Annotated in this window: 22 protein-coding genes; 4 read left to right on the top strand and 18 right to left on the bottom strand. The window is 71.4% G+C overall.

Annotated elements, in window-relative coordinates; translation table 11 throughout:
• Positions 1–65: 65 nt before the first annotated feature.
• From BN3794_RS06390 to BN3794_RS06375, 4 genes are all read right to left on the bottom strand, one after another.
• Positions 66–809, bottom strand: coding sequence for a cytochrome c1 (locus BN3794_RS06390; protein ID WP_425476699.1), 744 nt, complete (start codon positions 807–809; stop codon positions 66–68).
• Complete coding sequence (locus BN3794_RS06385) at positions 802–2,061, bottom strand: cytochrome b (RefSeq protein ID WP_066097080.1); 1,260 nt, start codon at positions 2,059–2,061, stop codon at positions 802–804. Before BN3794_RS06385 ends, BN3794_RS06390 begins: the two co-directional genes overlap by 8 nt.
• Positions 2,045–2,701, bottom strand: coding sequence for a ubiquinol-cytochrome c reductase iron-sulfur subunit (gene petA, locus BN3794_RS06380; RefSeq protein ID WP_066094981.1), 657 nt, complete (start codon positions 2,699–2,701; stop codon positions 2,045–2,047). Before petA ends, BN3794_RS06385 begins: the two co-directional genes overlap by 17 nt.
• A 121-nt stretch (positions 2,702–2,822) precedes the next feature.
• Positions 2,823–3,743: a lytic transglycosylase domain-containing protein gene (locus BN3794_RS06375; protein ID WP_066094978.1), complete on the bottom strand. Its 921-nt coding sequence runs from the start codon at positions 3,741–3,743 to the stop codon at positions 2,823–2,825.
• 113 nt (positions 3,744–3,856) lie between these two features.
• On the opposite strand from BN3794_RS06375, the gene miaB reads away from it, so the two are divergent.
• Positions 3,857–5,281 (top strand): tRNA (N6-isopentenyl adenosine(37)-C2)-methylthiotransferase MiaB, encoded by a 1,425-nt coding sequence (gene miaB, locus BN3794_RS06370; RefSeq protein WP_066094975.1) that lies wholly within the window; start codon positions 3,857–3,859, stop codon positions 5,279–5,281.
• 48 nt (positions 5,282–5,329) lie between these two features.
• Here miaB and pcaD read toward each other — a convergent pair whose 3' ends face one another.
• The 4 genes from pcaD to BN3794_RS06350 form a co-directional block, all read right to left on the bottom strand.
• Entirely contained in the window at positions 5,330–6,112 is a 783-nt protein-coding gene (gene pcaD / locus BN3794_RS06365; RefSeq protein WP_066094972.1) for a 3-oxoadipate enol-lactonase, read from the bottom strand.
• A 127-nt stretch (positions 6,113–6,239) separates the two neighbouring features.
• Positions 6,240–7,448, bottom strand: a complete 1,209-nt coding sequence (gene pcaF / locus BN3794_RS06360; protein WP_066094970.1) for a 3-oxoadipyl-CoA thiolase — start codon at positions 7,446–7,448, stop codon at positions 6,240–6,242.
• Between the two features lies 1 nt (position 7,449).
• Entirely contained in the window at positions 7,450–8,115 is a 666-nt protein-coding gene (locus BN3794_RS06355; RefSeq protein ID WP_066094967.1) for a 3-oxoacid CoA-transferase subunit B, read from the bottom strand.
• Entirely contained in the window at positions 8,112–8,789 is a 678-nt protein-coding gene (locus tag BN3794_RS06350) for a 3-oxoacid CoA-transferase subunit A (RefSeq protein ID WP_066097077.1), read from the bottom strand. The genes BN3794_RS06355 and BN3794_RS06350 overlap by 4 nt, the downstream gene beginning before the upstream one ends.
• A gap of 358 nt (positions 8,790–9,147) precedes the next feature.
• Between BN3794_RS06350 and BN3794_RS06345 the strand changes: the two genes are divergently transcribed.
• Positions 9,148–9,999 carry an IclR family transcriptional regulator domain-containing protein gene (locus BN3794_RS06345; protein ID WP_425476698.1) on the top strand — a complete coding sequence of 284 codons (852 nt, stop codon included), beginning with the start codon at positions 9,148–9,150 and terminating at the stop codon, positions 9,997–9,999.
• A gap of 379 nt (positions 10,000–10,378) precedes the next feature.
• On the opposite strand, the gene BN3794_RS06340 is transcribed toward BN3794_RS06345, so the two are convergent.
• The 6 genes from BN3794_RS06340 to BN3794_RS06315 all read right to left on the bottom strand — a co-directional run bounded on the left by BN3794_RS06340 (position 10,379) and on the right by BN3794_RS06315 (position 17,094).
• Positions 10,379–11,926, bottom strand: coding sequence for a dynamin family protein (locus BN3794_RS06340; RefSeq protein WP_066094964.1), 1,548 nt, complete (start codon positions 11,924–11,926; stop codon positions 10,379–10,381).
• Positions 11,923–13,185: a GTPase gene (locus BN3794_RS06335; RefSeq protein ID WP_066094961.1), complete on the bottom strand. Its 1,263-nt coding sequence runs from the start codon at positions 13,183–13,185 to the stop codon at positions 11,923–11,925. The genes BN3794_RS06340 and BN3794_RS06335 overlap by 4 nt, the downstream gene beginning before the upstream one ends.
• Before the next feature lie 8 nt (positions 13,186–13,193).
• Entirely contained in the window at positions 13,194–14,123 is a 930-nt protein-coding gene (gene catA / locus BN3794_RS06330) for a catechol 1,2-dioxygenase (RefSeq protein ID WP_066094955.1), read from the bottom strand.
• Between the two features lie 98 nt (positions 14,124–14,221).
• On the bottom strand, positions 14,222–14,512 hold the full coding sequence (gene catC, locus BN3794_RS06325) for a muconolactone Delta-isomerase (protein WP_066094953.1): 291 nt from the start codon (positions 14,510–14,512) through the stop codon (positions 14,222–14,224).
• A gap of 3 nt (positions 14,513–14,515) precedes the next feature.
• Positions 14,516–15,670 carry a muconate/chloromuconate family cycloisomerase gene (locus tag BN3794_RS06320; protein WP_066094950.1) on the bottom strand — a complete coding sequence of 385 codons (1,155 nt, stop codon included), beginning with the start codon at positions 15,668–15,670 and terminating at the stop codon, positions 14,516–14,518.
• 14 nt (positions 15,671–15,684) lie between these two features.
• Positions 15,685–17,094: a sodium:solute symporter family protein gene (locus BN3794_RS06315; RefSeq protein WP_066094948.1), complete on the bottom strand. Its 1,410-nt coding sequence runs from the start codon at positions 17,092–17,094 to the stop codon at positions 15,685–15,687.
• 216 nt (positions 17,095–17,310) lie between these two features.
• Between BN3794_RS06315 and BN3794_RS06310 the strand changes: the two genes are divergently transcribed.
• The gene (locus BN3794_RS06310; RefSeq protein ID WP_066094945.1) at positions 17,311–18,249 is read left to right on the top strand and encodes a LysR family transcriptional regulator; all 939 of its coding nucleotides are present in this window, start codon (positions 17,311–17,313) and stop codon (positions 18,247–18,249) included.
• Positions 18,250–18,253: 4 nt separating this feature from the next.
• Here the strand turns inward: BN3794_RS06310 and BN3794_RS06305 are convergent, their stop codons facing one another.
• From BN3794_RS06305 to BN3794_RS06290, 4 genes are read right to left on the bottom strand one after another with little or no spacing between them, the layout of a single operon-like run.
• Entirely contained in the window at positions 18,254–19,345 is a 1,092-nt protein-coding gene (locus tag BN3794_RS06305; RefSeq protein WP_066094942.1) for an ABC transporter permease, read from the bottom strand.
• Positions 19,342–20,289 carry an ABC transporter ATP-binding protein gene (locus BN3794_RS06300; RefSeq protein ID WP_066097071.1) on the bottom strand — a complete coding sequence of 316 codons (948 nt, stop codon included), beginning with the start codon at positions 20,287–20,289 and terminating at the stop codon, positions 19,342–19,344. The genes BN3794_RS06305 and BN3794_RS06300 overlap by 4 nt, the downstream gene beginning before the upstream one ends.
• 22 nt (positions 20,290–20,311) lie before the next feature.
• A complete protein-coding gene (locus BN3794_RS06295; RefSeq protein WP_066094939.1) occupies positions 20,312–21,301 on the bottom strand; it encodes an HlyD family secretion protein in 990 nt (329 codons plus the stop codon).
• On the bottom strand, positions 21,298–21,987 hold the full coding sequence (locus BN3794_RS06290) for a TetR/AcrR family transcriptional regulator (protein WP_066094936.1): 690 nt from the start codon (positions 21,985–21,987) through the stop codon (positions 21,298–21,300). Before BN3794_RS06290 ends, BN3794_RS06295 begins: the two co-directional genes overlap by 4 nt.
• A gap of 793 nt (positions 21,988–22,780) precedes the next feature.
• Between BN3794_RS06290 and BN3794_RS06285 the strand changes: the two genes are divergently transcribed.
• On the top strand, positions 22,781–23,599 hold the full coding sequence (locus BN3794_RS06285; protein ID WP_066094935.1) for a shikimate 5-dehydrogenase: 819 nt from the start codon (positions 22,781–22,783) through the stop codon (positions 23,597–23,599).
• Positions 23,600–23,642: the final 43 nt, after the last annotated feature.

The raw sequence follows: 23,642 nt of genomic DNA, 5'->3' as shown, positions 1-23,642 counted from the left end.
CTGCCGGAGTGTGCAATCCCCTGCCGGAAAAGCCAATACCGCCTGAATGCGCACTGGCACGGGGGTCACGCCACGTCCTTCCACCAGGCGCGCTTGAGCCGCCATGCCAGCGCCGTGAACGCCAGCAGGAACGCCACCACCCACGGGCCATAGCGGCGCCGCTGCAGGGCCGCCGGTTCGGCGGCATAGGCCAGGAAGTTGGTGATGTCGCGTACCGAACGATCGAATTCGGCGGGGCTCTGCGTGCCCGCCTGGACCAGCTTCAGCCCGACCACGGGCGGTTCCCCGCCCGGAACCCCGGCGCGGCCCGCCACCGGCTGCTGCACGCCCTGCAGGCTCCACAGCACGTTGGGCATGGCGGCATTGGCGAACACCGCGTTGTTCCAGCCCAGCGGCTGCGCCGGATCGGCATAGAAAGACTTCAGGTAGGTATAGATCCAGTCCTCGCCCCGCACCCGCGCCACCAGGCTCAGGTCCGGCGGGGCCTTGCCGAACCAGCCGGCGGCCTGCGCCGGCGGCATCGCCGAGACGATCGGCCCGCCCGCGGCCGCGCCGGCGAAGTCGAGGTTCTCCCGCACCTGGCGCTCGCTCAGGTGCAGGTCCTCGCCCAGGCGCGAGTAGCGCAGGTACTTGAGCGAATGGCAGCCCGAGCAGTAGTTCATGTACAGCCCAGCCCCGCGCTGCAGCGAGGCGCGGTCGCCGAGGTCGTTGCCGGCCGGCAGCAGCCGCGGCGCCGCCATCGCGATCGGCGTCCAGGCCAGGACCATGCCGGCCAGCATCCAGCGGGCGAACCGGCGCGGCTCAGCCATGGCCGACGATCCGGTCCGGCACCGGCCGGACCCGGTCGAGCCGGGTCCACAGCGGCATGGTGATGAAGAACGCGAAGTACAGGAAGGTCAGCAGGCGCCCGACCCAGGTTTCCCAGGCCGCCGTGCCCGGGCCCGAACCGATGATGCCCAGCCACACGAAGCACACCGCCAGCAGGGCCAGCATCGCCCGCGAGAGCCAGCCGCGGTAGCGGATCGAGCGCACCGGCGAGCGGTCCAGCCACGGCAGCAGGAACAGCACGGCGATCGCCGAGAACATCACGGCCACGCCCGCCAGCTTGTCCGGGACCACGCGCAGCATCGCGTAGTACGGGGTGTAGTACCACACCGGCTTGATGTGCTCGGGGGTGACCAGGCGGTTGGCCTCGGCGAAGTTGTCGTGCTCCAGGAACAGCCCGCCGAGGGCCGGGGCGAAGAAGATGATCGCGGCGGCGAGGGTCAGCAGCACGCCGGCGCCGACCAGATCCTTGAGCGTGTAGTACGGATGCAACGGGATGCCGTCCGCCGGCGCGGTGGCGCTCCAGCGGTTGCCCTTGGGGCCGGCCTTGATCTCGACGCCGTCGGGATTGTTGGAGCCGACCTCGTGCAGGGCCAGCACGTGCAGCCCGACCAGCGCCAGCAGCAGCAGCGGCAGGCCGATCACGTGCAGGGCGAAGAAGCGGTTGAGCGTGGCATCGCCGGGCAGGTAGTCGCCCATGATCCACTCGGTCAGGCCGTTGCCGACCACCGGGATCGCGCCGAACAGCGAGATGATCACCTTGGCGCCCCAGAACGACATCTGCCCCCACGGCAGCACGTAGCCCATGAAGGCCTCGGCCATCAGCACCACGTAGACCAGCATGCCCAGGATCCACACCAGCTCGCGCGGCTTGCGATAGCTGCCGTACAGCAGGCCGCGGAACATGTGCAGGTACACCACGACGAAGAACAGCGAGGCGCCGGTGGAGTGCATGTAGCGGATCAGCCAGCCCCACTGCACGTCGCGCATGATGTATTCGATCGACGCGAACGCCTCGCTTGCCGAGGGCTTGTAGTGCATGGCCAGGAAGATCCCGGTCAGCAGCTGGTTGACCAGGACCAGCAGCGCCAGCGAACCGAAGTAGTACCAGAAGTTGAAGTTCTTCGGCGCGTAGTACTCGCTGACGTGGCGCCGCCAGAACGGCAGCAGCGACGGGGCCCGGTCCTCGACCCAGCCGAGCAGGCCGCCGGTGCTGCGCTCAGGCGGCGCTGCCATGGTCGTGTCCTTCTTGGTGGCCATGCCCGGCGTGGGGATCCTCGCCGATCACCAGGGTATGCGCATCGCGGTAGTGGTGCGGCGGCACCACCAGATTGGTCGGCGCCGGCACGCCCTGGTAGACACGGCCGGACATGTCGAAGCGCGACTTGTGGCAGGGGCAGAAATAGCCGCCCTGCCAGTGCGCATCGAACGGTTCGGGGCGGATCTCGGCCATCATCTCCGGCGAGCAGCCCAGATGGGTGCACAGGCCGACCAGCACGGACACGTCCGGCCGGATCGAGCGGTACTCGCGGTTGCCGGCAAGCACGTAGGCCGGTTGCTGGTCGGCGTCGCGCGATTCGGGATCGCGCAGCTTCGGGTCCAGGCCATGCAGCACCTCCAGCATCGCCTTGGAGCGCCTGACCACCCAGATCGGCTGGCCGCGCCACTCCACGATCAGGCGCTGGCCCTCCCCGAGCTCGCCGATGTCCACCACCACCGGCGCGTTGGCCAGCCGGGTACGCACGCTGGGCGACATCGATTCGACGAACGGCACGGCGCCGAACCCGGCGCCCACCGCGCCGACCACGGCGGTGGTGGCCCCGAGGAAACGCCGTCGTCCCGCATCGGCAGGCCCGTTCACCCCGTCATTGGACATCCGGTACTCCGGTGCTCACCGGCTCCCCCATCGTCATGCTGCACCGCGGCAGCGGCTGGCCGATCGAGTGTAGCCAATGCGCATCGCCGCGGACAATCCGCGCGGCGGGTAGGTCCCCGGTTCAGCGCGCGCTGGTGAGCGCGTGGCGGTAGCGGTCGGCAAGCACGCCCACGCGCTGCACGTAGCGCTGGGTCTCGCTGTACGGGGGCCCCCCGCCGTACTTGTCCACCGCGCCCTCGCCGGCGTTGTAGCCGGCGGCGGCCAGGGTCAGGTTGCCGTTGAAGCGCCGAAGCAGCCACGCCAGGTACTGCACCCCGCCGCGGATGTTCTGCCCGGCATCGTAGGCATTGCCGACCCCGAACCGGGCCGCGGTCCCCGGCATCAGCTGCATCAGGCCCTGCGCGCCGGCGCGGCTCATCGCCATCGGGTTGTAGGCCGACTCGGCGTGGATGATGGCGCGCACGATCGCCTCCTCGACGCCGAACTCGCGCGCGGCCGCGGCGATCTCGCCGCGGTAGGCGGCGGTGTCGAGTCGCACCGAGCCGAAGTTCACGCCGGGGTTGGCGGCGCAGGCATAGCAGGTCTCGATGAAGCTGTAGTGGATGGTGCGCAGGTTCTCCACGCTCGCGACCTGGCGCGGCCGCGCGCTGGTGTAGTGGCGCACCCCGTCCTGCATGTAGGAATAGACCTGCCCCTGCACCCGCCGGCGCGGCGGCGGCGAGGCGGCCACCGGCACCGGTGCGACGGAGGTGTCCGCCACGGAGGCCGAGACCTCGGTGCTGGCCGGCACCGCACGCGGGGAAGGTGGGATCGCGGCGGCGGCGGCAGGCCGCGGCGCCGGGCTCGCCACGGCCACCGGCGCGCGCCCCGCGCGTCGATCGGGCGCGTACTGGCCCACCACGCTGCAGTGCGACCCTGCAACGCGCTTGCTCACGTAACTGGGAACCCCGTCCCCGCCGACGCACTTGTAGAGCGTCCCCGCGCAGGCGGGAAAGGCGAAGCACGCGGCGGCCAGTATCCCCAATGGCAGCAGCCCCCTCATGGGCCGGGAGTTTCCCCCACCCCGGCCGGCTTGCCAAGTGCGGCACCCTGCCGGCCGTGCCCGCAATCCCTATAATGCGCGGTCCATTCCCCAGCCCGCCTGGAATAAGCGCCATGCCCGGGACCACCCTGCATCCCCTGCCCTCGGCGGGTTCCGCCGTCGTTTCCCCGCCCGCCCCCGGCGCCGACCGGCCGCGCGGCAAGCTCTACATCAAGACCCACGGTTGCCAGATGAACGAGTACGACTCGGCGCGCATGGCCGACGTACTGGCGCAGGCCGAGGGCCTGGAGCTGACCGACAACCCCGAAGAGGCCGACGTGGTGCTGGTCAACACCTGCTCGATCCGCGAGAAGGCGCAGGAGAAGGTGTTCAGCCAGCTCGGCCGCTGGAAGGCGCTGAAGGAGGCCAACGCCGACGTCATCATCGGCGTCGGCGGCTGCGTGGCCTCGCAGGAGGGCGAAGGCATCATCAAGCGCGCGCCCTACGTGGATCTGGTGTTCGGCCCGCAGACCCTGCACCGCCTGCCCGAGCTGATCCGCGCCCGCCGCGCGCAGAAGAAGCCGCAGGTGGACATCTCCTTCCCGGAGATCGAGAAGTTCGACCGCCTGCCCGAGCCGCGTGCGGAAGGGCCGAGCGCGTTCGTCTCGATCATGGAAGGCTGCTCGAAATACTGCAGCTTCTGCGTGGTGCCCTACACCCGCGGCACCGAGGTCAGCCGGCCGTTCGAGGACGTACTGGTGGAGGTGGCGCAGCTGGCCGCGCAGGGCGTGCGCGAGGTCAACCTGCTCGGCCAGAACGTCAACGCCTACCGCGGCCCCTACGGCGAGGGCGAACTGGCCGACCTGGGCCTGCTGATCCGCACCATCGCCCAGATCGAGGGCATCGACCGCATCCGCTTCACCACCTCGCACCCGCTGGAGTTCAGCGACTCGCTGGTGGACGCCTACCGCGACGTGCCGCAGCTGGCCAACTTCCTGCACCTGCCGGTCCAGTCCGGCAGTGACCGCATCCTCGGCGCGATGAAGCGCGGCTATACCGCGCTGGAGTTCAAGTCGAAGATCCGCAAGCTGCGCGCGGTGCGCCCGGACATCTCGATCAGCTCGGACTTCATCGTCGGCTTCCCCGGCGAGAGCGACGCCGACTTCGACAAGACGATGAAGCTGATCGAGGACGTCGGCTTCGACCAGAGCTTCTCGTTCATCTACTCGCGCCGCCCCGGCACCCCGGCCGCGGACCTGCCCGACGACGTGCCGGCCGCGGCCAAGCACGCCCGGCTGGAGCGGTTGCAGGCCGCGATCAACGCCAACGCCGCGCGCATCTCGCAGGCGATGGTCGGCAGCGTGCAGCGCGTGCTGGTGGAAGGCCCCTCGCGCAAGAACCCCGACGAGCTGACCGGCAAGACCGAGAACATGCGCTCGGTGAACTTCCCCGGCAGCAAGCGTCTGGTCGGCCAGTTCGTCGACGTGGAGATCACCGAGGCGCTGAGCAACTCGCTGCGCGGGCGCGTACACCTGGACGCGGCCGACGGCGCGGACTGACCGCCGTCGTCCGCATGGCGCTGCCGTGCGGGCGTGCGGCAGCGCGGCTCAGGCCGCGGCCAGGAAATCCAGCAGGATGCGATTGAAATCGTCCGGCGACTCGATGTTGCAGATGTGGCGCCCGCCGACCTGGGCATAGCGGCCGCGGCCGACGCCGTCGGCCAGCGCCTGCAGGTCCGCCGGCGGGCATACCGGATCGTCGTCGCCGGCCAGGGCCAGCACCGGGTTGGCGATCGCGCCCAGGCGGTCGCGGAAGTCGGCCGTGCCCACGGCGTGGCAGCAGCCGGCATAGCCCTGCGGATCGGTGGCCAGGAACACGGCCAGGATCGCGTCCACCGCGGCGGCATGCGCCTGCACGAAGGCCGGGGTGAACCAGCGCTGGGCGGTGCCCTCGGCCAGCGGCGCCAGGCCGGCCTGGCGGACCTGGGCGATGCGCGCGTCCCAGCTTTCGGTGGTGCCGATCTTTGCCGCCGTCGCGCACAACGCCAGCCGGTCCACCCGGGCAGGCGCTTCCAGTGCCAGCCACTGGCCGGTCAATCCGCCGATGGACAGCCCGCAGACATGCGAGCGCTGCACCTCCAGCGCGTCCCACAGCGCCAGCACATCGCCGCCGAGCTGGTCGATCCCGTAGGACCCGGCCGGCGCGCCGGACAGGCCGTGGCCGCGCACGTCGTAGCGCAGCACGCGAAAGCGCGAGGACAGCGCCTGCACCTGCAGGTCCCACATGCCCAGGTCGGTGCCCAGCGAGTTGGAGAAGGTCAGCCACGGCGCGCCTTCGCTGCCGTCGATGCGGTAGTGCAGGCGATGGGTGGGAAGGTCGAGGAACGGCACGAGGACTCCTAGTCGGAACGGCGGAAAGGAATGCGGGCAAGCGGATGATGCCGGGCGGCAGCGACCGGGGCGGCGGCATCGCCGCGGCGACGGCCACTGCCGCCCGCGGCGATGCCCGCTGGCGTCGTCAGAGCCGCTCGATCGCCAGCGCCACGCCCTGGCCGCCGCCGATGCACATCGTCGCCAGGCCGCGGCGGCCGCCGGTCGCCTCGAGCTGGCGCAGCAGGGTCAGGGCGATGCGCACCCCGCTGGCGCCGAGCGGGTGGCCGAGCGCGATCGCGCCGCCGTTGGCGTTGACGTGCGCGGCATCGTCGGGCAGGCCGAGTTCGCGCAGGCACGCCAAGCCCTGCGCGGCGAAGGCCTCGTTGAGCTCGATGGCGTCGAAGTCGCCGATCCCCAGCCCCAGCCGCGCCAGCAGCTTGCGCGTGGCCGGCACCGGGCCCATGCCCATGTAGCCGGGCTCCACGCCGGCGCTGGCGAAGCCGAGCACGCGCGCGCGCGGCACCAGGCCGAGCCTGCCGGCCTGCTCGGCCGAGGCCAGCAGCAGCGCGCCGGCGCCGTCGTTGATACCGGAGGCATTGCCGGCGGTGACGGTGCCGGGCTGGCGGAAGATCGGCTTCAACCGCGCCAGCGCCTCGGCCGTGGTGTCCGGGCGCGGATGCTCGTCGCGGGTCACCTCGACGGTCTCGCCGCGGCGACGGCCGGGCACGGCTACCGGCACGATCTCGTCGTCGAAGAAGCCGGCCGCCTGCGCCGCGCCGGCGCGCTGCTGGCTGCGCAGCGCGAACGCGTCCTGGTGCTCGCGGGCGATGCCGTGGCGCTCGGCCACGTTCTCGGCGGTCTCGCCCATCAGCTCCACGCCGTACAGGCGCTTCATCTCCGGGTTGACGAAGCGCCAGCCCATGGTGGTGTCCTCGATGACTTGGTCGCGGGCGAACGGCGTGGACGCCTTGCCCATCACGTAGGGCGCGCGCGACATCGACTCGACGCCGCCGGCGATGGCCAGGCCGATGTCGCCGGTGCGGATCGCGCGCGAGATCGTGCCGATCGCGTCCAGCCCCGAACCGCACAGGCGGTTGACCGTGCTGCCCGGCACCGTCACCGGCAGCCCGGCCAGCAGCAGGCTCATGCGCGCGACGTTGCGGTTGTCCTCGCCGGCCTGGTTGGCGCAGCCGAGGCAGACCTCCTCCACCAGCGCCGGGTCCAGGTCCGGGTGCCGCGCCAGCAGCGCCTTCAGCGGCACCGCGCCGAGGTCGTCGGCACGGATGCCCGCCAGCGCGCCGCCGTAGCGGCCGAACGGCGTGCGCACGCCGTCGATGATCCAGGTCTCGCTCATCTCATGCTCCTCGGTCGGCCATCTCGAGCGGCAGGCCGGTCAGGCGCCGCAACTCGTCCAGGCCGACGCCGTCCACGGTCTCGATCACCCGCGCGCCGTCCGCGCCGACCGCGAACACGCCCAGGTCTGTGTACACGCGCGACACGCAGCGCAGCCCGGTCAACGGATAACTGCATTCGGCCACCAGCTTGCTCTCGCCGGCCTTGGTCAGCAGCTCCATCATCACGAACACCTGGCGCGCGCCGATCGCCAGGTCCATCGCCCCGCCGACCGCCGGGATGGCGTCCGGCGCGCCGGTGCTCCAGTTGGCCAGGTCGCCGTGCGCGGACACCTGGAAGGCGCCCAGCACGCATACGTCCAGGCGGCCGCTGCGCATCATCGCGAACGAGTCGGCGTGGTGGAAATAGCAACCGCCGGTCAGCAGCGTCACCGGTTGCTTGCCGGCGTTGATCAGCTCCGGGTCCTCCTGCCCGGGCGGCGGCGCCGGGCCCATGCCGAGCACGCCGTTCTCGCTGTGCAGGAAGATCTCCTTGTCGGCCGGCAGGTAGTTGGCGACCTTGGTCGGCAGGCCGATGCCGAGGTTGACGTAGGCGCCGTCCGGGATGTCGCGCGCCACCCGCGCGGCCATCGCGTTCCTGTCGAGCCGGGTGTAGTTCACTGCGTTCATGCCGCCTCCCCGTTCGCCGTGGCGACCACGCGCTGCACGAAGATGCCCGGGGTCACGATCGCCTCCGGGTCCAGCTCGCCCAGCGGCACCACCTCACCCACCTGGGCGATCGTGCAGTCGGCGGCCATCGCCATGATCGGGCCGAAGTTGCGCGCGGTCTTGCGGTACACCAGGTTGCCCCAGCGGTCGCCGCGGTGTGCCTTGATCAGCGCGAAGTCGGCGCGGATCGGGTATTCGAGCACGTAGTGCTTGCCGTCGATCTCGCGGGTCTCCTTGCCGGCGGCCAGCTCGGTGCCGTAGCCGGTCGGGGTGAAGATCGCCCCAAGACCATTCCCGGCGGCATGGATGCGTGCGGCCAGGTTGCCTTGCGGCACCAGCTCCAGCTCGATCTCGCCGGCACGGTAGGCGGCATCGAAGTGCTGCGAATCGGCCTGGCGCGGGAACGAGCACACGATCCTGCGCACGCGCTTGTGCTTGATCAGCGCCGCCAGCCCGGTCTCGCCGTTGCCGGCGTTGTTGTTGACGATGGTCAGCCCGCGCGCGCCCTGTTCGATCAGCGCGTCGATCAGCGCGTCGGGCATGCCGGCGGTGCCGAAGCCGCCGATCATCACCGTGGCGCCGTCGAAGATGTCGGCCACCGCCTCGGCGCACGATGGCAAGGTCTTGTCGATCACGTGGTTCGGGTCCTCTCCGGCCACCGGGCCGGTTGCTGGATGTTCGATGGGCGGGTGCACGCGACGAAACGCAGCCTCGTCGCATGGCCGCCCGGGACGGTCACGCTAGGCCGGCGAGCAAGCACCATGCAATCCGATTACCGGACAGATGACCGATAATCGGACCACGCTACAGAATGCCACCCGAGATGCCCGCCGGGACAGGACGAGGACGTCCTCATCCTTTGGTCGCATGTCGTGCCACGCATTGGTGTCCAGTGCGCCGGCGAGCGGGCTCGTTCCCGGGTATGCGCCGGACGTGCCGCCCGGGACTGTACCTGCCCGACCCGTCATCCCTTCCACGAGGATCCATGCCGCCATGACCATGCCCCCGAACAAGACCCGCCCCGCCGCGGCCGCAATGCCGAAGCGCAGCGGGCTGATGCAGGAGCTGACCGACCAGATCGAGGCGGCGCGGGGCGACCCGGATTTCATGACCTCGCTGGCGCGCGGGATGCTGGTGCTCAACGCGCTGTCGCAGCACGGGCGCGAGCTGACCGTCTCCCAGCTCAGCGAGGAGACCGGCCTGTCGCGCGCGGCCACCGGCCGCGTGGTGCACACCCTCACCCGGCTGGGCTACGTCGGCCAGCAGGGCCGCGGCCACGTGTTGCTGCCGCGGGTGCTGGGCATCGCCAGCGCCCATGCCTCCCGCTCGCCGATGATCGCCACCGCCCAGCCGGTGCTCGACGCGCTGCGCGACGCGGTGCACGAGTCGTGCTCGCTGGGCGTGCTCGACGGCGACGACCTGCTCTACGTCGCACGCGCCGAGACGGTACGGCTCATGTCCATCGGCCTGCGCGCCGGCAGCCGCCTGCCGGCCTACTGCACGTCGATGGGCCGGGTGCTGCTGGCGGAACTGGCACCGGCGGCGCGCGACGCCTACCTGCGGCGCAATCCGCCGCACCCGCGCACGCCGCGGACGGTGACCGACCCGGACGCGTTCGTCGAGCTGCTGCGGCGGGTACGGCGCGACGGCCATGCCCTGGTGGACCAGGAGCTGGAGATCGGCCTGCGCTCGATCGCCGTGCCGGTCAGGGGCCGCGATGGGCGGCTGCTGGCGGCGCTGAATATCGGTACCCAGGCCGGCCGGGTCAGCCTGCAGGCGATGCAGTCCACCCTGCTCCCGGCGCTGCAGGCGGCCGCCGTCCGGCTGGGACCGATGCTGGGTTGAGAGTGGCCAACGGCCTCGGGCAGTGATCGCCAAGCGCCCGACGACGGCCACGTGGATCGCGGGAGACGCGCTCGTCCGGTCCCGGTTGCCTCGTCATCACATCCACCTTGTTGCGCAGGCGTGGCGACCGCTTTCGTCGCGGCATCCGACTTCTTCCCAGGGCCGAGCATTCTTCCGGGTGGCGTGGGGGTGGCGAAGAATCGGAGCCCGAAGGTCGGTCCCGGCGAGCCGCAGCGGTGGACGATCACGCCGTCCTACGCGAGCGATATGCGGTCCCGGCCTCCCCGCATGGCGGCAGCGCTACGCGAGGGCGGCATGCCTGGCTGCAGGTATCCGCAGGATACGCACGACGCGGCACGCGCCGCCTCGCGCCATCCGGTCAGGCGCGCAGTTCCCGCTTGATCCGGGCCAGGTCGGTCTCGCTGTCCGCGAGCACGGCGTGTAGCCGCTCCATGCCTTCGAGCAGCGACTGCAGCGCAACCCGGCACTGGTCGGCGGCATCGCCGGCAAGCGACGCCAGGCGCGTCGCCAGCGCCTCCTTCAACGCGGCATGCAGCCGGGCGTAGTCGATATCGATGACCTCGCCCTCCAGCGTGACCGCGTCGTAGCCCACGCCCTCGCCCGGCTCGACCGGCGCGGCGACCACCTCGTCCTCCAGCGCATAGTCGCCCAGCACCTGCCGCCGTTCGCGCGCGAAGACCTGCGCCAACGCCGCGGATATCGTCCGGCTTACGGCCGCCGCTTCGCGCGCGGGCGCGTGGTCCTCCAGTGCCGCCAGCAATTCCGGGGCGAGGCTGCGCCAGCTCGTGGCGACCAGTCGCGCCTGCTGGTGGTCCAGTTGCTCGCAGGCCGCCTCCACGCCATCGCGCAGCGCCGCCAGGGAGGGCCGCAGCGTGTCCTGCAGGCCGCCGAGCACCGCCTCCTCCAGGTGGTGCAGCCGGATCTCGGCCGGCTTGCGCCGCTTGTAGGCCAGCGCCGGGGCGAGGATGGCCTGCAGCGCGGCGTACAGGTGGCCGAACCCGGCCGCGTCCAGCGCCTCGGGCAGCTGGTCCTGCAGGCGCGCCATGTACGCGGAGACCGACACCGGCGGCCACAGCAGCGCCGGGTCCAGCTCCAGGCTGGCCAGCTTCTCCCGCGTCCGTGCCGCGACGTCGGCCTCCTGCTGGGCGCGGTTGGCCGCCGTCTTGTTGCGCAGGACCTTGCGGATCTCGCCGTCGACCTCGTCTTCCTCGTAGACGTCGCTGCGGGTCAGCACCGGCAGCAGCGGCTTGTGGCGGTGCAGCTCGCGCGCCAGTTCGTCGAGCTCCTGCACCTGCCCGGGCGAGGTGGAACTGGTCAGCCAGAGCACGGCGTCGGCACTGTCGATGAAGCGCCGGGTCAGCGCCGCATTCTCCGGCGTGACCGAATGCAGCCCCGGCGTGTCCAGCAGCACCAGCCTGTCGCCCAGGCACACGCCCTGCAGGCGCGCCGTGGTCTCGGTCGCGCCCTCGGCGAAACGCTCCGCCGTCGCCACCAGGCGGCCGCCGTCGAGGTGGAAGTAGCCCACCGGCTTGCCGTGCGCGGCGAAGCGCTCGGCCAGGAAATTGCAGAACGCGCTCTTGCCGGCGTTGAACTTGCCGAACACCAGCACGACGACCTTGTCGTCGAGCGCATCGGCCAGGTCCTCGGCGGCGGCGAGCTGCGCTTCCTGCCGCATCCAGGCCTGGCGGCCGGCCTGCAGGCCGTCGTTGACGGCCTGCGCGCGTGCATGCAGGACGCCGCCTTCGCGCAGGCCGGCGAGCGCCAGGCGGCAGCCGTCGAGCGCGCGCTCCAGTTGCGCCAGCCAACCGTGCAGTTGGCCCAGGCTCCGCGCGATGTCGCGCGATGCGAACCCGGACGCCTCGACGCTCGCGATGAAGCGCCGTTCCGCGTCAGGCAAGCCGCTCATCGCGCGTCTTCCTCCAGCACGGCCAGCGCGGCCAGCGCACGCTCTACTGCCGTGACGGCGAGGTCGGCGGCGGCGATATCGCGCGCCAGTGCCTGCCGATCGTCCGACAGTTCGTAGTAATGCGCGAACTCCGCGCGCAGGCGTGCACTGCCTTCGGCCTCCAGGAACATCCGGCGCAGGTCCGCGCGGAACTTCACCGATACGCCCAGCACCGCCACCATCACCGTGTTCAGGCCGCGCGCCACGGTCTGCTGCGCTTGCGGCAGGCCGACGACGCCGTGGCCTGCCAGGAAGCTCTCGATCTCGATGCTGGCGCGCGAATAGGCGATCTGCACGCGCGCCCGCTCCCGCTTGGCCGCGGTCGCCCGGTACTTGTCGGCCGACGTATCCGGCGTGAGCGCATGGTCGGGACCGGGCACGTCCAGCGTCCGCTGCAGGTCGCCGGCCACCTTGGCGAACACCGCCGCCAGGCCGCGATCGAACGCCTGCCGCTGCTCGGCCTGCGTCCGCTGCAGCTCCGCCTGCCGCGTCGCCTGCATCGACCGGTACCGTTGCAGCGCGGCGCGGATCTCGCCGAGCAGCAGCGCGGCCTCGTGGCGCCGCGCCTGCGGCACTAGCGCCAGCGCCGCGTCCAGCCGGGCCTGCAGCGCCGGGATCCCGCTGCGCTCGCGCAGCAGTGCCTTGGCGCCCTCCACGCCCAGGCGGTGGCGCGTGGCGGAGACCGCCAGCAGCTCCAGTCCCGGCAGCTGCGCGCGGACGGCGTCGGCCACCTTGGCCAGCTGCGCCTCGTCGGCCGTCTGGTCCACCTGCGACAGCACGAACAGCGTCTGGCGCCGGGTCCGGGCCGCATCGTCACGCAACTCGGCCAGCAGGGCCCGTTCGGCGGCGTCCAGCTCGCCCTCCCGCGCGGCGTGCACGAACAGGCGGACATCGGATTCGCGCCACGCCGCACGCAGGGCCAGGCGGTCGTCGCCGGTGCCGACGTCCGCGTCGAGTCCCGGCGCGTCCAGCCATCGGACGCCCCGGTGCTCGTGCCCGGCCAGCGCGACCGTCTCGCGCCGGTCGGCCACGGCGAAGGCATCGTCGCCGACCAGCTCGTTCAGCAGGCGGCTCTTGCCGTGGTTGTACTTGCCGACCACGGTGACCACCGGCAGGCGCGCACCGGCGAGCACGCGCAGCCGCGCCAGGTCGCCGGCACGGTCCGGCAGGACGCCGAGCACGTCGCGCTCGGCCCGCTCGCGGGCGCTGCCGGTCGCCATCGCCGGCCTCAGGCGGTGGCGCGCTGGCGATGGACGAGCTGGTTGTCCTTGCCGTCCACCAGCGGGGTCAGCCTGAGGTCGAACTGGATGTCCTTGTAGGCATCCTGGTCGAAGCCGAGCTGCGCGCCGCCGGTCTTGTCCAGCACCTGCGGGATCAGGCCGTCGCGCGTGGCGAAGGCGAAGTCGTCCCAGATCAGCGGGTCGCCCTCGATGTTGAACTGGGTGGTCAGCTTGCGGAACGCATCGCTGGTGACGAAGTAGTGCACGTGCGCCGGGCGGTTGCCGTGGCGGCCCAGCTCGTTCAGCAGCTGCTGGGTGGCGCCGGCCGGCGGGCAGCCGTAGCCCACCGGCATCTTCGTCAGCGCTTCGTAGCGGCCCTGGGCATCGGTACGGATCGCGCCGCGCAGGTTGAACTCGCTCTGCGCGCCGGTCGGGTCGAAGTGCGAATAGAAGCCCTTGGAATTGGCGTGCCAGATCTCCACGATCGCGCCGGGCACGGGATTGCCGTCCGCGTCGGTGACGGTGCCGTGGATGCGCAGCGGGCCGGCGTCCGCATCCGGATCCTTGTCCATGCGCGCGCTGCCGTCCTGGACCGGGGCGCCGGCCACGTACAGCGGGCCCTCGATGGTGCGGGGCGTGCCGCCGGTGATGCCCGCCTGCTTGTCCTCCTCGTCCAGGCGCATGTCGATGTAGTGCTCCAGGCCCAGGCCGGCCGCCAGCAGCGCGGACTCGCCGTCCTGGCCGAGCTTGTTGAGGTAGTTGATGCCCGCCCAGATCTCGTCCGGGGTCAGGTCGAGTTCCTCGATGGTGCGGAACAGGTCGGAGACGATGCGGTGCACGATCTGCTTGGCGCGGGCGTTGCCGCCCTCGCCGTCGAGGTTGGCGATGACGCGCAGGAAGTCCTGCACGTCCTTGCTGTTGTAGATATCCACGCTCACGGTGTGTACTCCTCTTTGTCTTGCGGTTTGGCTGGACGGTGTCGACCGGGGACGCCCCCTCCCATGTCCGGAAGCATCACGCTGTCGGGTGGGCTGGCTCAGGTGTCGTCGTCGCGGACGGACGAGGGATGGCGGCACAGCGGCGTCACCGCGATCTTCATGTACGGGAACAGCGGCAGCCCGGTCAGGATGTCGTGCAGCTCCTGGACGCTGCCCACGTCGAACACGCTGTAGTTGGCGTACTCGCCGGCGACGCGCCAGATGTGGCGCCACTTGCCGCTGCGCTGCAGGTCCTGCGAGTAGGCCTTCTCGCGCGCCTTGATCTCGCTGGCGGTATCGGCCGGCATGTCCACCGGCAGGTTCACGTCCATACGCACTTGGAACAGCATGGTTCAGTCCTCCTTCTGGGCGGTGCCGACGGGCACCGCGATGCGGTCGCGATCGCGCCGGAATGCCTGCACGCGGTCCTCGTCCAGGACGATGCCCAGCCCCGGCGCGGCCGGGACGGCGAGCTGGAAGTCGGCGTAGCGCAGCGGTTCGGCGAGGATCTCCTCGGTCAGCAGCAGCGGCCCGAACAGCTCGGTGCCCCACTGCAGGTGGGGGAAGGTGGCGAACACGTGGGCCGAGGCGATGGTGCCCACCGCGCCTTCCAGCATGGTGCCGCCGTACAGCTCGATGCCGGCCGCGTCGGCGATGGTGGCCACCGCGCGCGCGGCGAACAGGCCGCCGGACTGCTCGATCTTGACCGCGAACACGTCGGCCGCGCCGCGCCGCGCCGCCTCGAACGCGCTGTCCGGGCCGGTCAGCGATTCGTCGGCCATCAGCGCGATCGGGAAGCGCCGCGCCAGCCGCTGCATCGCCAGCAGCGAGGCCACCGGCTGCTCGGCCAGCTCGCAGCCGGCATCGGCCAGCGCCGGCAGCGCGCGCAGCGCCTGGCTCTCGCTCCAGGCCATGTTCACGTCCACCCGCACCGCGGCCCGGTCGCCCAGCGCACGCTTGATCGCGGCGACGTGGGCGATGTCCTCGGCCGGCGTGCGACGGCCGATCTTGAGCTTGAACACCTTGTGCCGGCGCGCATCGAGCATGCGCTCGGCCTCCTCGATGTCGCGCGCGGTGTCGCCCGAGGCCAGCGTCCAGGCCACCGGCAGCGCATCGCGCACGCGCCCGCCCAGCAGTTCGGACAACGGCAGCCCGGCGCGCTTGCCCTGGGCGTCGAGCAGCGCGGTTTCCACCGCGCACTTGGCGAAGTGGTTGCCCTTGACCAGCTTGCCCACCTGCGCCATCGCCGCCTGCACCCGGCACGGGTCGGTGCCGACCAGCACCGGGGCGATGTAGCGGTCCACCACCAGCTTCATGCCTTCCGGGCTCTCCGGGCCGTAGGCAGTGCCGGCGATGGTGGTGCCCTCGCCCAGGCCGACGATGCCGTCCGAGCAGCGCACGCGCACCAGCATCAGGGTCTGGCCGTGCATCGTCGCCACGGACAGGCGGTGCGGGCGGATGGTGGGCAGATCGACGAGCAGGGTCTCGATCGATTCGATGGTGGTCATGCGGGTCCCGTGGTTCAGGAGGAAAGGGAGGCGGCCTGCCCGGCGGCGGCTGGTGCGCCGTCGCCGCGCTTGAACAGCTGGCTCAGGCCCATGATCAGCAGCGGCGTGGCCAGCGCGACGTAGGCGTTGTCCACGCCCCAGGGATTGCCGGCCAGGTACCAGCCGACGGTGGCCACCAGCGAGGCGATGATGCTGACGAAGGCGCCGGTGGCCGTGCCGAAGCGCGGCGCGTAGAACACCAGCAGCACCAGCACCGCCAGCGAGGCGCGCAGCGCCTTGCCGAGGAAGGCGATCATCAGCACCTTGGTGGACAGCAGCGCCAGCGCGATCGGCAGCAGGCCGACCACCAGCGTGGCGATGCGCACGAAGCGCAGCGACTTGCGGTCGTCCTGGCCGGGGTTGAAGTACGGGTCGTAGAAGTCGCGCAGCAGCAGCGTGGCCGAGCCCATGCTGACCGCGGAGATGGTGCCGAACAGCGAGCCGGCCAGGCCGGCCACCACCAGTCCCGCCGCCAGCCCATCCATCTGCCCGATCAGGCGCGGGAAGGCCTGGATCGACTCGATGCCCGGGAACAGCACCGCCGCGGACATGCCGATCAGCGCCGCGCAGATGCCGAACGGCACCATCAGCCCGGCGCAGTAGAAGCAGGCGCGCTGGGCCTTGCCGGCCACGCTCACCGCGTTGACCGCCTGGATCACGTACTGGGTGGAGAAGATCGAGCCGATGCCGGCGATCATCCAGGCCACGATCTGGCCCCAGCCCACCGCGGTCCAGTCGAACATCGCGGCCGGCAGCTGCTGGCGCAGCCCGGCGATGCCGCCCACCCGGCCCAGGGCGAAGGCCAGTGCGATCAGCACGCCCACGTACTTGAGCGAGGCATGGACGAAGTTGGTGTAGATCACCGAGCGCATGCCGCCGATGCTCACGTACACCACCGCCACCACGCCGACGATCACCGTGGCCAGCACCCGATTGATGCCCAGCAGCCCGGCCAGCACCGCGCCGCCGCTGGCATAGATGGACACGGCGACGATCTCCAGCGCGAAGATGGTGATCACCGAGGTGGCGATCCGGGTGCGCTCGCCGTAGTTGCTTGCCAGCACCCCGGAGATCGTGTTCAGGCCCAGCTGCTTGTAGCGCCGTGCCATCAGCCAGGCGAACAGGACGAAGCCCAGCGCCAGCGCGAACAGGTTCCAGGACGCGGAGATGCCGATCTGGTAGCCGGTCTGGGCAGTGCCGATGCTGACCGCGGTGCCGATGAACTCGGACAGCATCAGGAACCCGATCAGCGCCGCGGGGAAATGCCCGCCGCCGTCGGTGTAGGCACCGGACGAGCGCGCGTGGCGGCGTACCCAGAAGCTGATCGCCGCAAGCCCGACGACATAGAGGCCGGTGACCAGCAGGGCGCCTGTTGTGTTGGTCATCGACCCTCCGACATGACCGGGGTGGAGTCCGCCGGCACCCTGCGGGGCCGGTCGGCGTACCCGCGCAGGCTGCTATCGGCGCGGTGATGCGTCCAAGATCAAGTGGATCAATGCTTGATACCCTGAAAGTATGTTCTGGCCGGAAGCCGCTTGTTTTCTGGTTCTGCTTCGCTGCAACATGGCCTCGAAGGCATCATTCGACTTTGGTCTAAGCCCATGGATCTGCGCCAGCTGCGCTACTTCATCGCCGTCGCCCAGGAGCGCAATTTCACCCGCGCGGCCGAGCGGCTGCACATCGCCCAGCCACCGCTGAGCCGGCAGATCCAGCAGATCGAGGAGGAACTGGGTACCCGCCTGCTGGTGCGCAGCAGCCGCCCGATCCGGCTGACCGACGCCGGCCGGCTGTTCTACGAGGAGGCGCTGCAGGTACTGGGGCGGGTGGAACAGATGAAGGAGGCCACCCGCCGGGTCGGCCACAGCGAACGCCAGCTGCTGACCATCGGCTTCGTCGCCTCGCTGCTCTACGGCGGGCTGCCGCTGCTGGTGCGGCGCCTGCGCCAGCGGCGCCCGGACCTGGACATCCGCCTGGTCGAGATCATGTCCGGCGGCCAGAACGAGGAACTCAAGGCCGGGCGCATCGACCTGGGCTTCGGCCGCATCCGCAGCGACGACGACGCCATCGAGCGGCTGGTGCTGCGCGAGGAACGGCTGGTGGTGGCGCTGCCGACCGACCACCTGCTGGCGCGCGATGCCGATCCGCTGCCGCTGACGGCGCTGGCCGGCGAGAACCTGGTGGTCTATCCGAGCCGGCCGCGGCCCAGCTTCGCCGACCAGGTGCTGTCGCTGCTGCGCGACCACGGCGTGCGCCCGCTGGCGGTGTACGAGGTCAGCGAGCTGCAGATCGCACTGGGCCTGGTGGCCGCCGAGACCGGCGTGTGCGTCATCCCCGGCTCGGCCGGCAGCATGCGCCAGGAACTGCGCTACCGGCTGATCGACGATCCCCACGCCACCTCGCCGATCATCCTGAGCTACCGCCGCAGCGACGAGACCAGCCCGGTCGCGCTGCTGCGCCAGCTGCTGCTGCAGATGTACGCCGAGCCGCATCCGTGGCTGGCCAATTCCTACAGCCTGCTCGAAGGCGGCGCCGATCCCTGAGGCCTCAGTCCAAGCGCTTGCGGAAGCGCAGGATCGCCAGGGCCATCAGCACCGCGGTGAAGGCCAGCAGCGCCAGCACGTCGGCCCCCATCTCCCGCAGCCCGGCGCCGCGCAGCATCACCCCGCGGATCAGGCGCAGGAAGTGGGTCAGCGGCAACACCTCGGCCAGCCACTGCGCCGCCCGCGGCATGCCCGAGAACGGGAACATGAAGCCGGACAGCAGGATCGACGGCAGGAACACGAAGAAGGTCATCTGCATGGCCTGGAACTGCGACTTCGCCCGCGAGGAGATCAGCAGGCCCAGGGTCAGGTTGGCGGCGATCAACAGCAGCGAGACCAGGTAGACCTGCAGCAGGCTGCCGGCCACCGGCACCTGGAACAGCCACGTGCCCAGTCCCAGCACCACCGACGCCTGCAGCAGGCCGATGGCGACGTACGGCAGCACCTTGCCGACCATCAGTTCTGTACTGGTCAGCGGCGTGGCGATCAGCAGCTCCATGTTGCCGCGCTCGCGTTCGCGCACGATCGCCACGCCGGTGAACAGCACCATGGTCATGGTCAGGATCACCCCGATCAGGCCGGGCACGATGTTCAGTGCCGAGCGCCGCTGCGGGTTGTAGAAACCGACCACGCTGATCGGGCGCACGCTGGCGGCCTGGACCCCGCCGAACCCGGCCACCGGCATCTGCGCCAGCTGCGCGGCCGCGCTCTGCACCGCGTTGTCGCTGCCGTCCACCAGCACCTGCACCAGCTCGCGGCCCTCGCTGCGGCGGCGCTCGAAATCCGGCGGCACCACGATCCCCAGGCTGATCCGGCCGCGGCGCATGGCCTGCGTCAGCTCGTCGGGCGTGCGCGCGGCGAGCACCGGATCGATCACCGTGGTGGCCACCATGTCCATCACCAGCGCGCGCGAGCCGGCGGTGTTGGCCTGGTCGGCGATGCCGGTGGCCAGGTCGCGCAGGTTGGTGTTGATGGCGTAGCCGAACAGCAGCAGCTGGGCTACCGGGATGCCCAGGATCATGCCCAGGGTGATGCAGTCGCGGCGCAGCTGGCGCAGCTCCTTGAGCATCACCGCCCACAGCCGGCGCCAGCTCATGCCGGCGCCCCGGCATCGGCGCCGGCGCCGGGCCCAGGCCGCCCGTGGGTGGCGGCCACGAACACGTCTTCCAGGCTCGGCTCGGTGGCCTCGACCTGCCCCTCCACGCCGCCGTCGTGCAGGATCTCGCGCACGCGTGCCTGCACGTCGCCATGGCCGGGTTCGGCGAGCACGCGCAGGACGTTGCCGATCTGCGCCACGCTGACCACGCCCGCGGCACCGGCGAGCGCCTTCTGCGCCTGGCGCGGTTGCGGCGACTGGACCAGCAGCGTGCGCCCATCCAGGGCGGCGGTGAGCTCGGCGGGCGAGCCGTCGGCCACCAGCCGGCCGTGGTCGAGGATGGCGATGCGGTGGCAGCGCTCGGCCTCGTCCATGTAGTGGGTGGATACCAGCAGCGTGGTGCCGGCGTCGGCCAGGTCGAAGAGCTTTTCCCAGAAGTCGCGGCGCGATTCCGGATCGACCGCGCTGGTGGGCTCGTCCAGGAACAGCAGCTCGGGTTCGTGGATCACCGCGCAGGCCAGCGCCAGGCGCTGCTTCTGCCCGCCGCTGAGGGTGCCGGCCAGCTGGCGCTGGCGATCGCCCAGGTGGTACTGGTCCAGCAGGTCGGCGATGCGCGCGCCGGTCCGCGGCCGCGGCACGCCCTGCACCGCCGCCATGAACTCCAGGTTCTCGCGCACCGTCAGGTCCTCGAACAGCGAGAAGCGCTGGGTCATGTAGCCGATGTGCGCGCGCAGCTGCTCGGCCTGCTGCGGGATGCGCAGGCCGAGCACCTCGATCTCGCCCTCGCTGGGCGTGAGCAGGCCGCACAGCATGCGGATGGTGGTGGACTTGCCCGAGCCGTTCGGCCCCAGGAACCCGTACACCTGGCGGCGCGGCACCTGCAGGTCGACGTGGTCCACCGCCAGCAGCGGCCCGAAACGCCGGGTCAGCCCGCGCGCGCGGATCGCCACGTCGTCGCCGTCTGGCTCAGCGCGCGCCATCGCCATCGAACTCCACCCGCACCGGCACGCCGGCCGGCAGTTGCTGGCCGCCATCGAGCACGCTCACCTCGGCCAGGTAGCTCAGCCGCGCCGCATCGGTGCCGGTCAGCGCGTAGTACGGGGTGAACACCGGCTCGCTGCGGACCATGCGCACCCGGCCCGGCAACGGCCGCTCGCGGCCATCGACGTAGATGCGCGCCGCATCGCCCACCTGGACGCCGGCACGCAGCGGCTCGGGCACGTAGATGCGCGCATACGGCGCGTCGCCGACCAGCATCACCGCCAGGGCGGCGCCGACCGGGGCCTGGTCGCCGAGCCGGTACGGCAGGCTGTCCACCCGCCCGGCCCGCGGCGCCACCAGTGCCAGCTTGCCCAGCAGCACCGCCTGCGCCTGTGCCGTGGCCGTGGCCGCGGCGAGCGCCGACTCGGCCTGCGCGACCTGTTCGCTGCGGGTGCCCCGCTCCAGTTCGAGCAACGCCTGCGCGGCCGCCTGCACCTGGCCGCGCGCGGTCCCGGCCGCGGCGCGGGCACGATCGACGTCCGCGGCGGCCACCAGCCGGCGCTGGCCCAGCGGCTGCAGCCGCCGGTAATAGGCATCGGCGTCCTCGGCCTGGGCCCGGGCCGAGGCCAGGGCGGCGCGGGCCTGGGCGATCTCCTCGCGGCGCGGGCCGTTGCTGCGTTCGTCGAGCAGCTCGCGGCTCTGCCGGGCCTGCGCCTGCGCGGCCTCCAGTTGGGCCCGCGTGCGGGTGGGGTCGAGCTCCAGCAACGGCGTGCCGGCGCCCACCTGCTGGCCCTCGCGCACGTGGATGGCGACGATGCGCTCGTCGGCCGGCGCCGGCAGCGCGATGCGATCCCATTCCAGCGTGCCCAGGGCCTGCGGCGGCGCCTGCCTGCCGCAGCCGCCGAACAGGGCCGCCAGCAACCAGATGCCGGCGAGCGGCGCCCAGCGGCGATGCGCGGTATCGGCTTGCATCATTTCAGCTCCAGGCCACGATCGAGCAGGACCAGCGCATGGCGGCGCACGTCGTCCATGTCCAGGTCGGCGGCGCCGAACACCTGCCGCCAGATCGGTGCGCCGGCCGCGGGGAACATGGTCAGGCCGATCAGCGAGACCATCAGCAGGCGCGGGTCCAGGTCGCGGTTCATCCGCCCCTGCGCCTGCGCCCGGGCGAAGCGCCCGGCCAATGCCTGCGCCAGGGTCGGGGCGATGCGCTCGACCAGCAGCGCGCGCAGCGCCCCGCCCTCGCTGACCACCTCGCGTACCCACAGCGACGGCAGCCACGGGTTGTCGCGGATCATCGCGCACAACCCGTTGACCAGCGCCGCCACCGAATCGGCGACGTCATCGCCGGCCGCGATCACCGCGGCATGCATCGGTGCCAGCGCCGGCAGCAACCGTTCCTCGACCACGGCGTCGAGCAGCCGTTCGCGACTGCCGAAGTGATAGTGCAGCGTGGCCGGCGTCACCCCGGCATGGGTGGCGATGTGGCGCAGCGTGGCGCCGGAGATGCCGTGGCGGACGTAGCAGTCCAGGGCCGCCTGCAGCAGCGCGGCACGCTGGCCGGCCGCATCGGCGTCGGCGGCGAGCGGACGGCCGGGCCTGCGCCTGGCCGCCTTGGCGGGGCCCGCTGCAGTGGAAGATGGAGGAAGGGACTTGGCCATCCTCTTATTTAATTCATGGATTAATTAACTGTCAATCCGGGCCCGACGCAGCCTTCGCGACTCGACCTTCCTCGCGGCATCGTGTCGCCAGCGCACAGGCGACCGGCACCAACTGGCCACGTTGTCCGCGCTTCGATTGCCGGGACAACGCGCTGGCCTCGCCGCCTGCACTCTCTGTCAGATCCCTCCAACAGCCTTCTCCGGCGGCTCTCCCAGGCTGCTGTCCGGGCGGCGGCTTGCGGAAGCGAAGAACGCCGGATCGATCATCGCCGCTACCGTCGGCCCGCGCCCGGAAGACGTTCCCCGCAAGGGCATGCTGCTGCCCGGGGAAAATCCCGGAGGAGGCAACCCGCCTCCCGGCGAACGGCAACGCTCATGCCGGACGAGCCGGACGCCTCCGGTCGCGAAGCCAGGCCCCCGCGGACTTCTTCCTGCGCGACACGGCCGCCCTGGCCGACCGCGATGCCCTCGCGCACGTTTTCGCAATGCCGCCATCGCAGCTTCCACCCCACCGCCAGGAAGCTCGCATCGCGCCGTCGATCGACTCGGCATGCATCCGGATCCACGCAGCCGAATCCGGGAAAGAACCCACTCCAGGGAAGAACCCGCGCTGCTGCCTTCATCCCGCCTCCTCCGGCTCCAGGGAAGAACCCGCGCTGCTGCCTTCATCCCGCCTCCTCCGGTCGTGACCACACGGCCCGCCCGTCACCCGCCCGCCAGGCATCACGCCCGGCAGTGTTGCCTCCGCCCCTGCCTTGCCGTGCAATGGCCTGCCGCAACACGCAGGATCCGCATGACCGTGGAGATCAGCCGCGATACCCGCCTGTGCATGTCGCTGTCCGCACGCCCGGGCAACTTCGGCACCCGCTTCCACAACTACTTGTACCGGGCGCTGGGACTGGACTACGTCTACAAGGCATTCACCACGCGCGACCTGCCCGCGGCGATCGGCGGCATCCGCGCCCTGGGCATCCGCGGCTGCGCGGTGTCGATGCCGTTCAAGGAGGCCTGCATCCCCCTGCTCGACACGCTCGAGGCCTCGGCGGCGGCGATCGATTCGGTCAACACCATCGTCAACGACGACGGCGTGCTGCGCGGCTACAACACCGACTACAGCGCGGTGGCCAGCCTGATCGCCCGCCATGGCGTGCCGGCCGCCCTGCCGCTGGCAGTGCGCGGCAGCGGCGGCATGGCCAAGGCGGTGGCCTGCGCGCTGCGCGATGCCGGTTTCGACAATGGCCACATCGTCGCCCGCAACCCGGACAGCGGCCGGCGCCTGGCCGCCGCCAGCGGTTTCGTCTGGAGGCCGGACACCCGCGGGCTCGACGCGCGGCTGCTGGTCAACGTCACTCCGATCGGCATGGAGGGCGGCGCCGAGGCCGGGCAGCTGGCCTTCGACGCGGACGAGATCGGCCGTGCCGACTGGATCTTCGACGTGGTCGCCCTGCCCGCCGAGACCCCGCTGGTGCGCCGTGCACGGGCGCTCGGCAAGCCGGTGATCACCGGCGCCGAGGTGATCGTGCTGCAGGCGGCGGAGCAGTTCGTGCTGTACACCGGCGTACGCCCGGACGATGCGCTGGTTGCCGCGGCCGCCGCGCATGCGCGCGGCTGAAGCGTCGGCCCCCGCAACTGGCCGCCCCGCCACCCGCGCGCTA

Origin of the sequence: Xanthomonas massiliensis, assembly GCF_900018785.1 — a bacterium.
Lineage (GTDB): Bacteria > Pseudomonadota > Gammaproteobacteria > Xanthomonadales > Xanthomonadaceae > Xanthomonas_B > Xanthomonas_B massiliensis.
The sequence above is the reverse complement of the archived record's forward strand: the minus strand, read 5'-3'. Positions and strand labels throughout refer to the sequence as shown.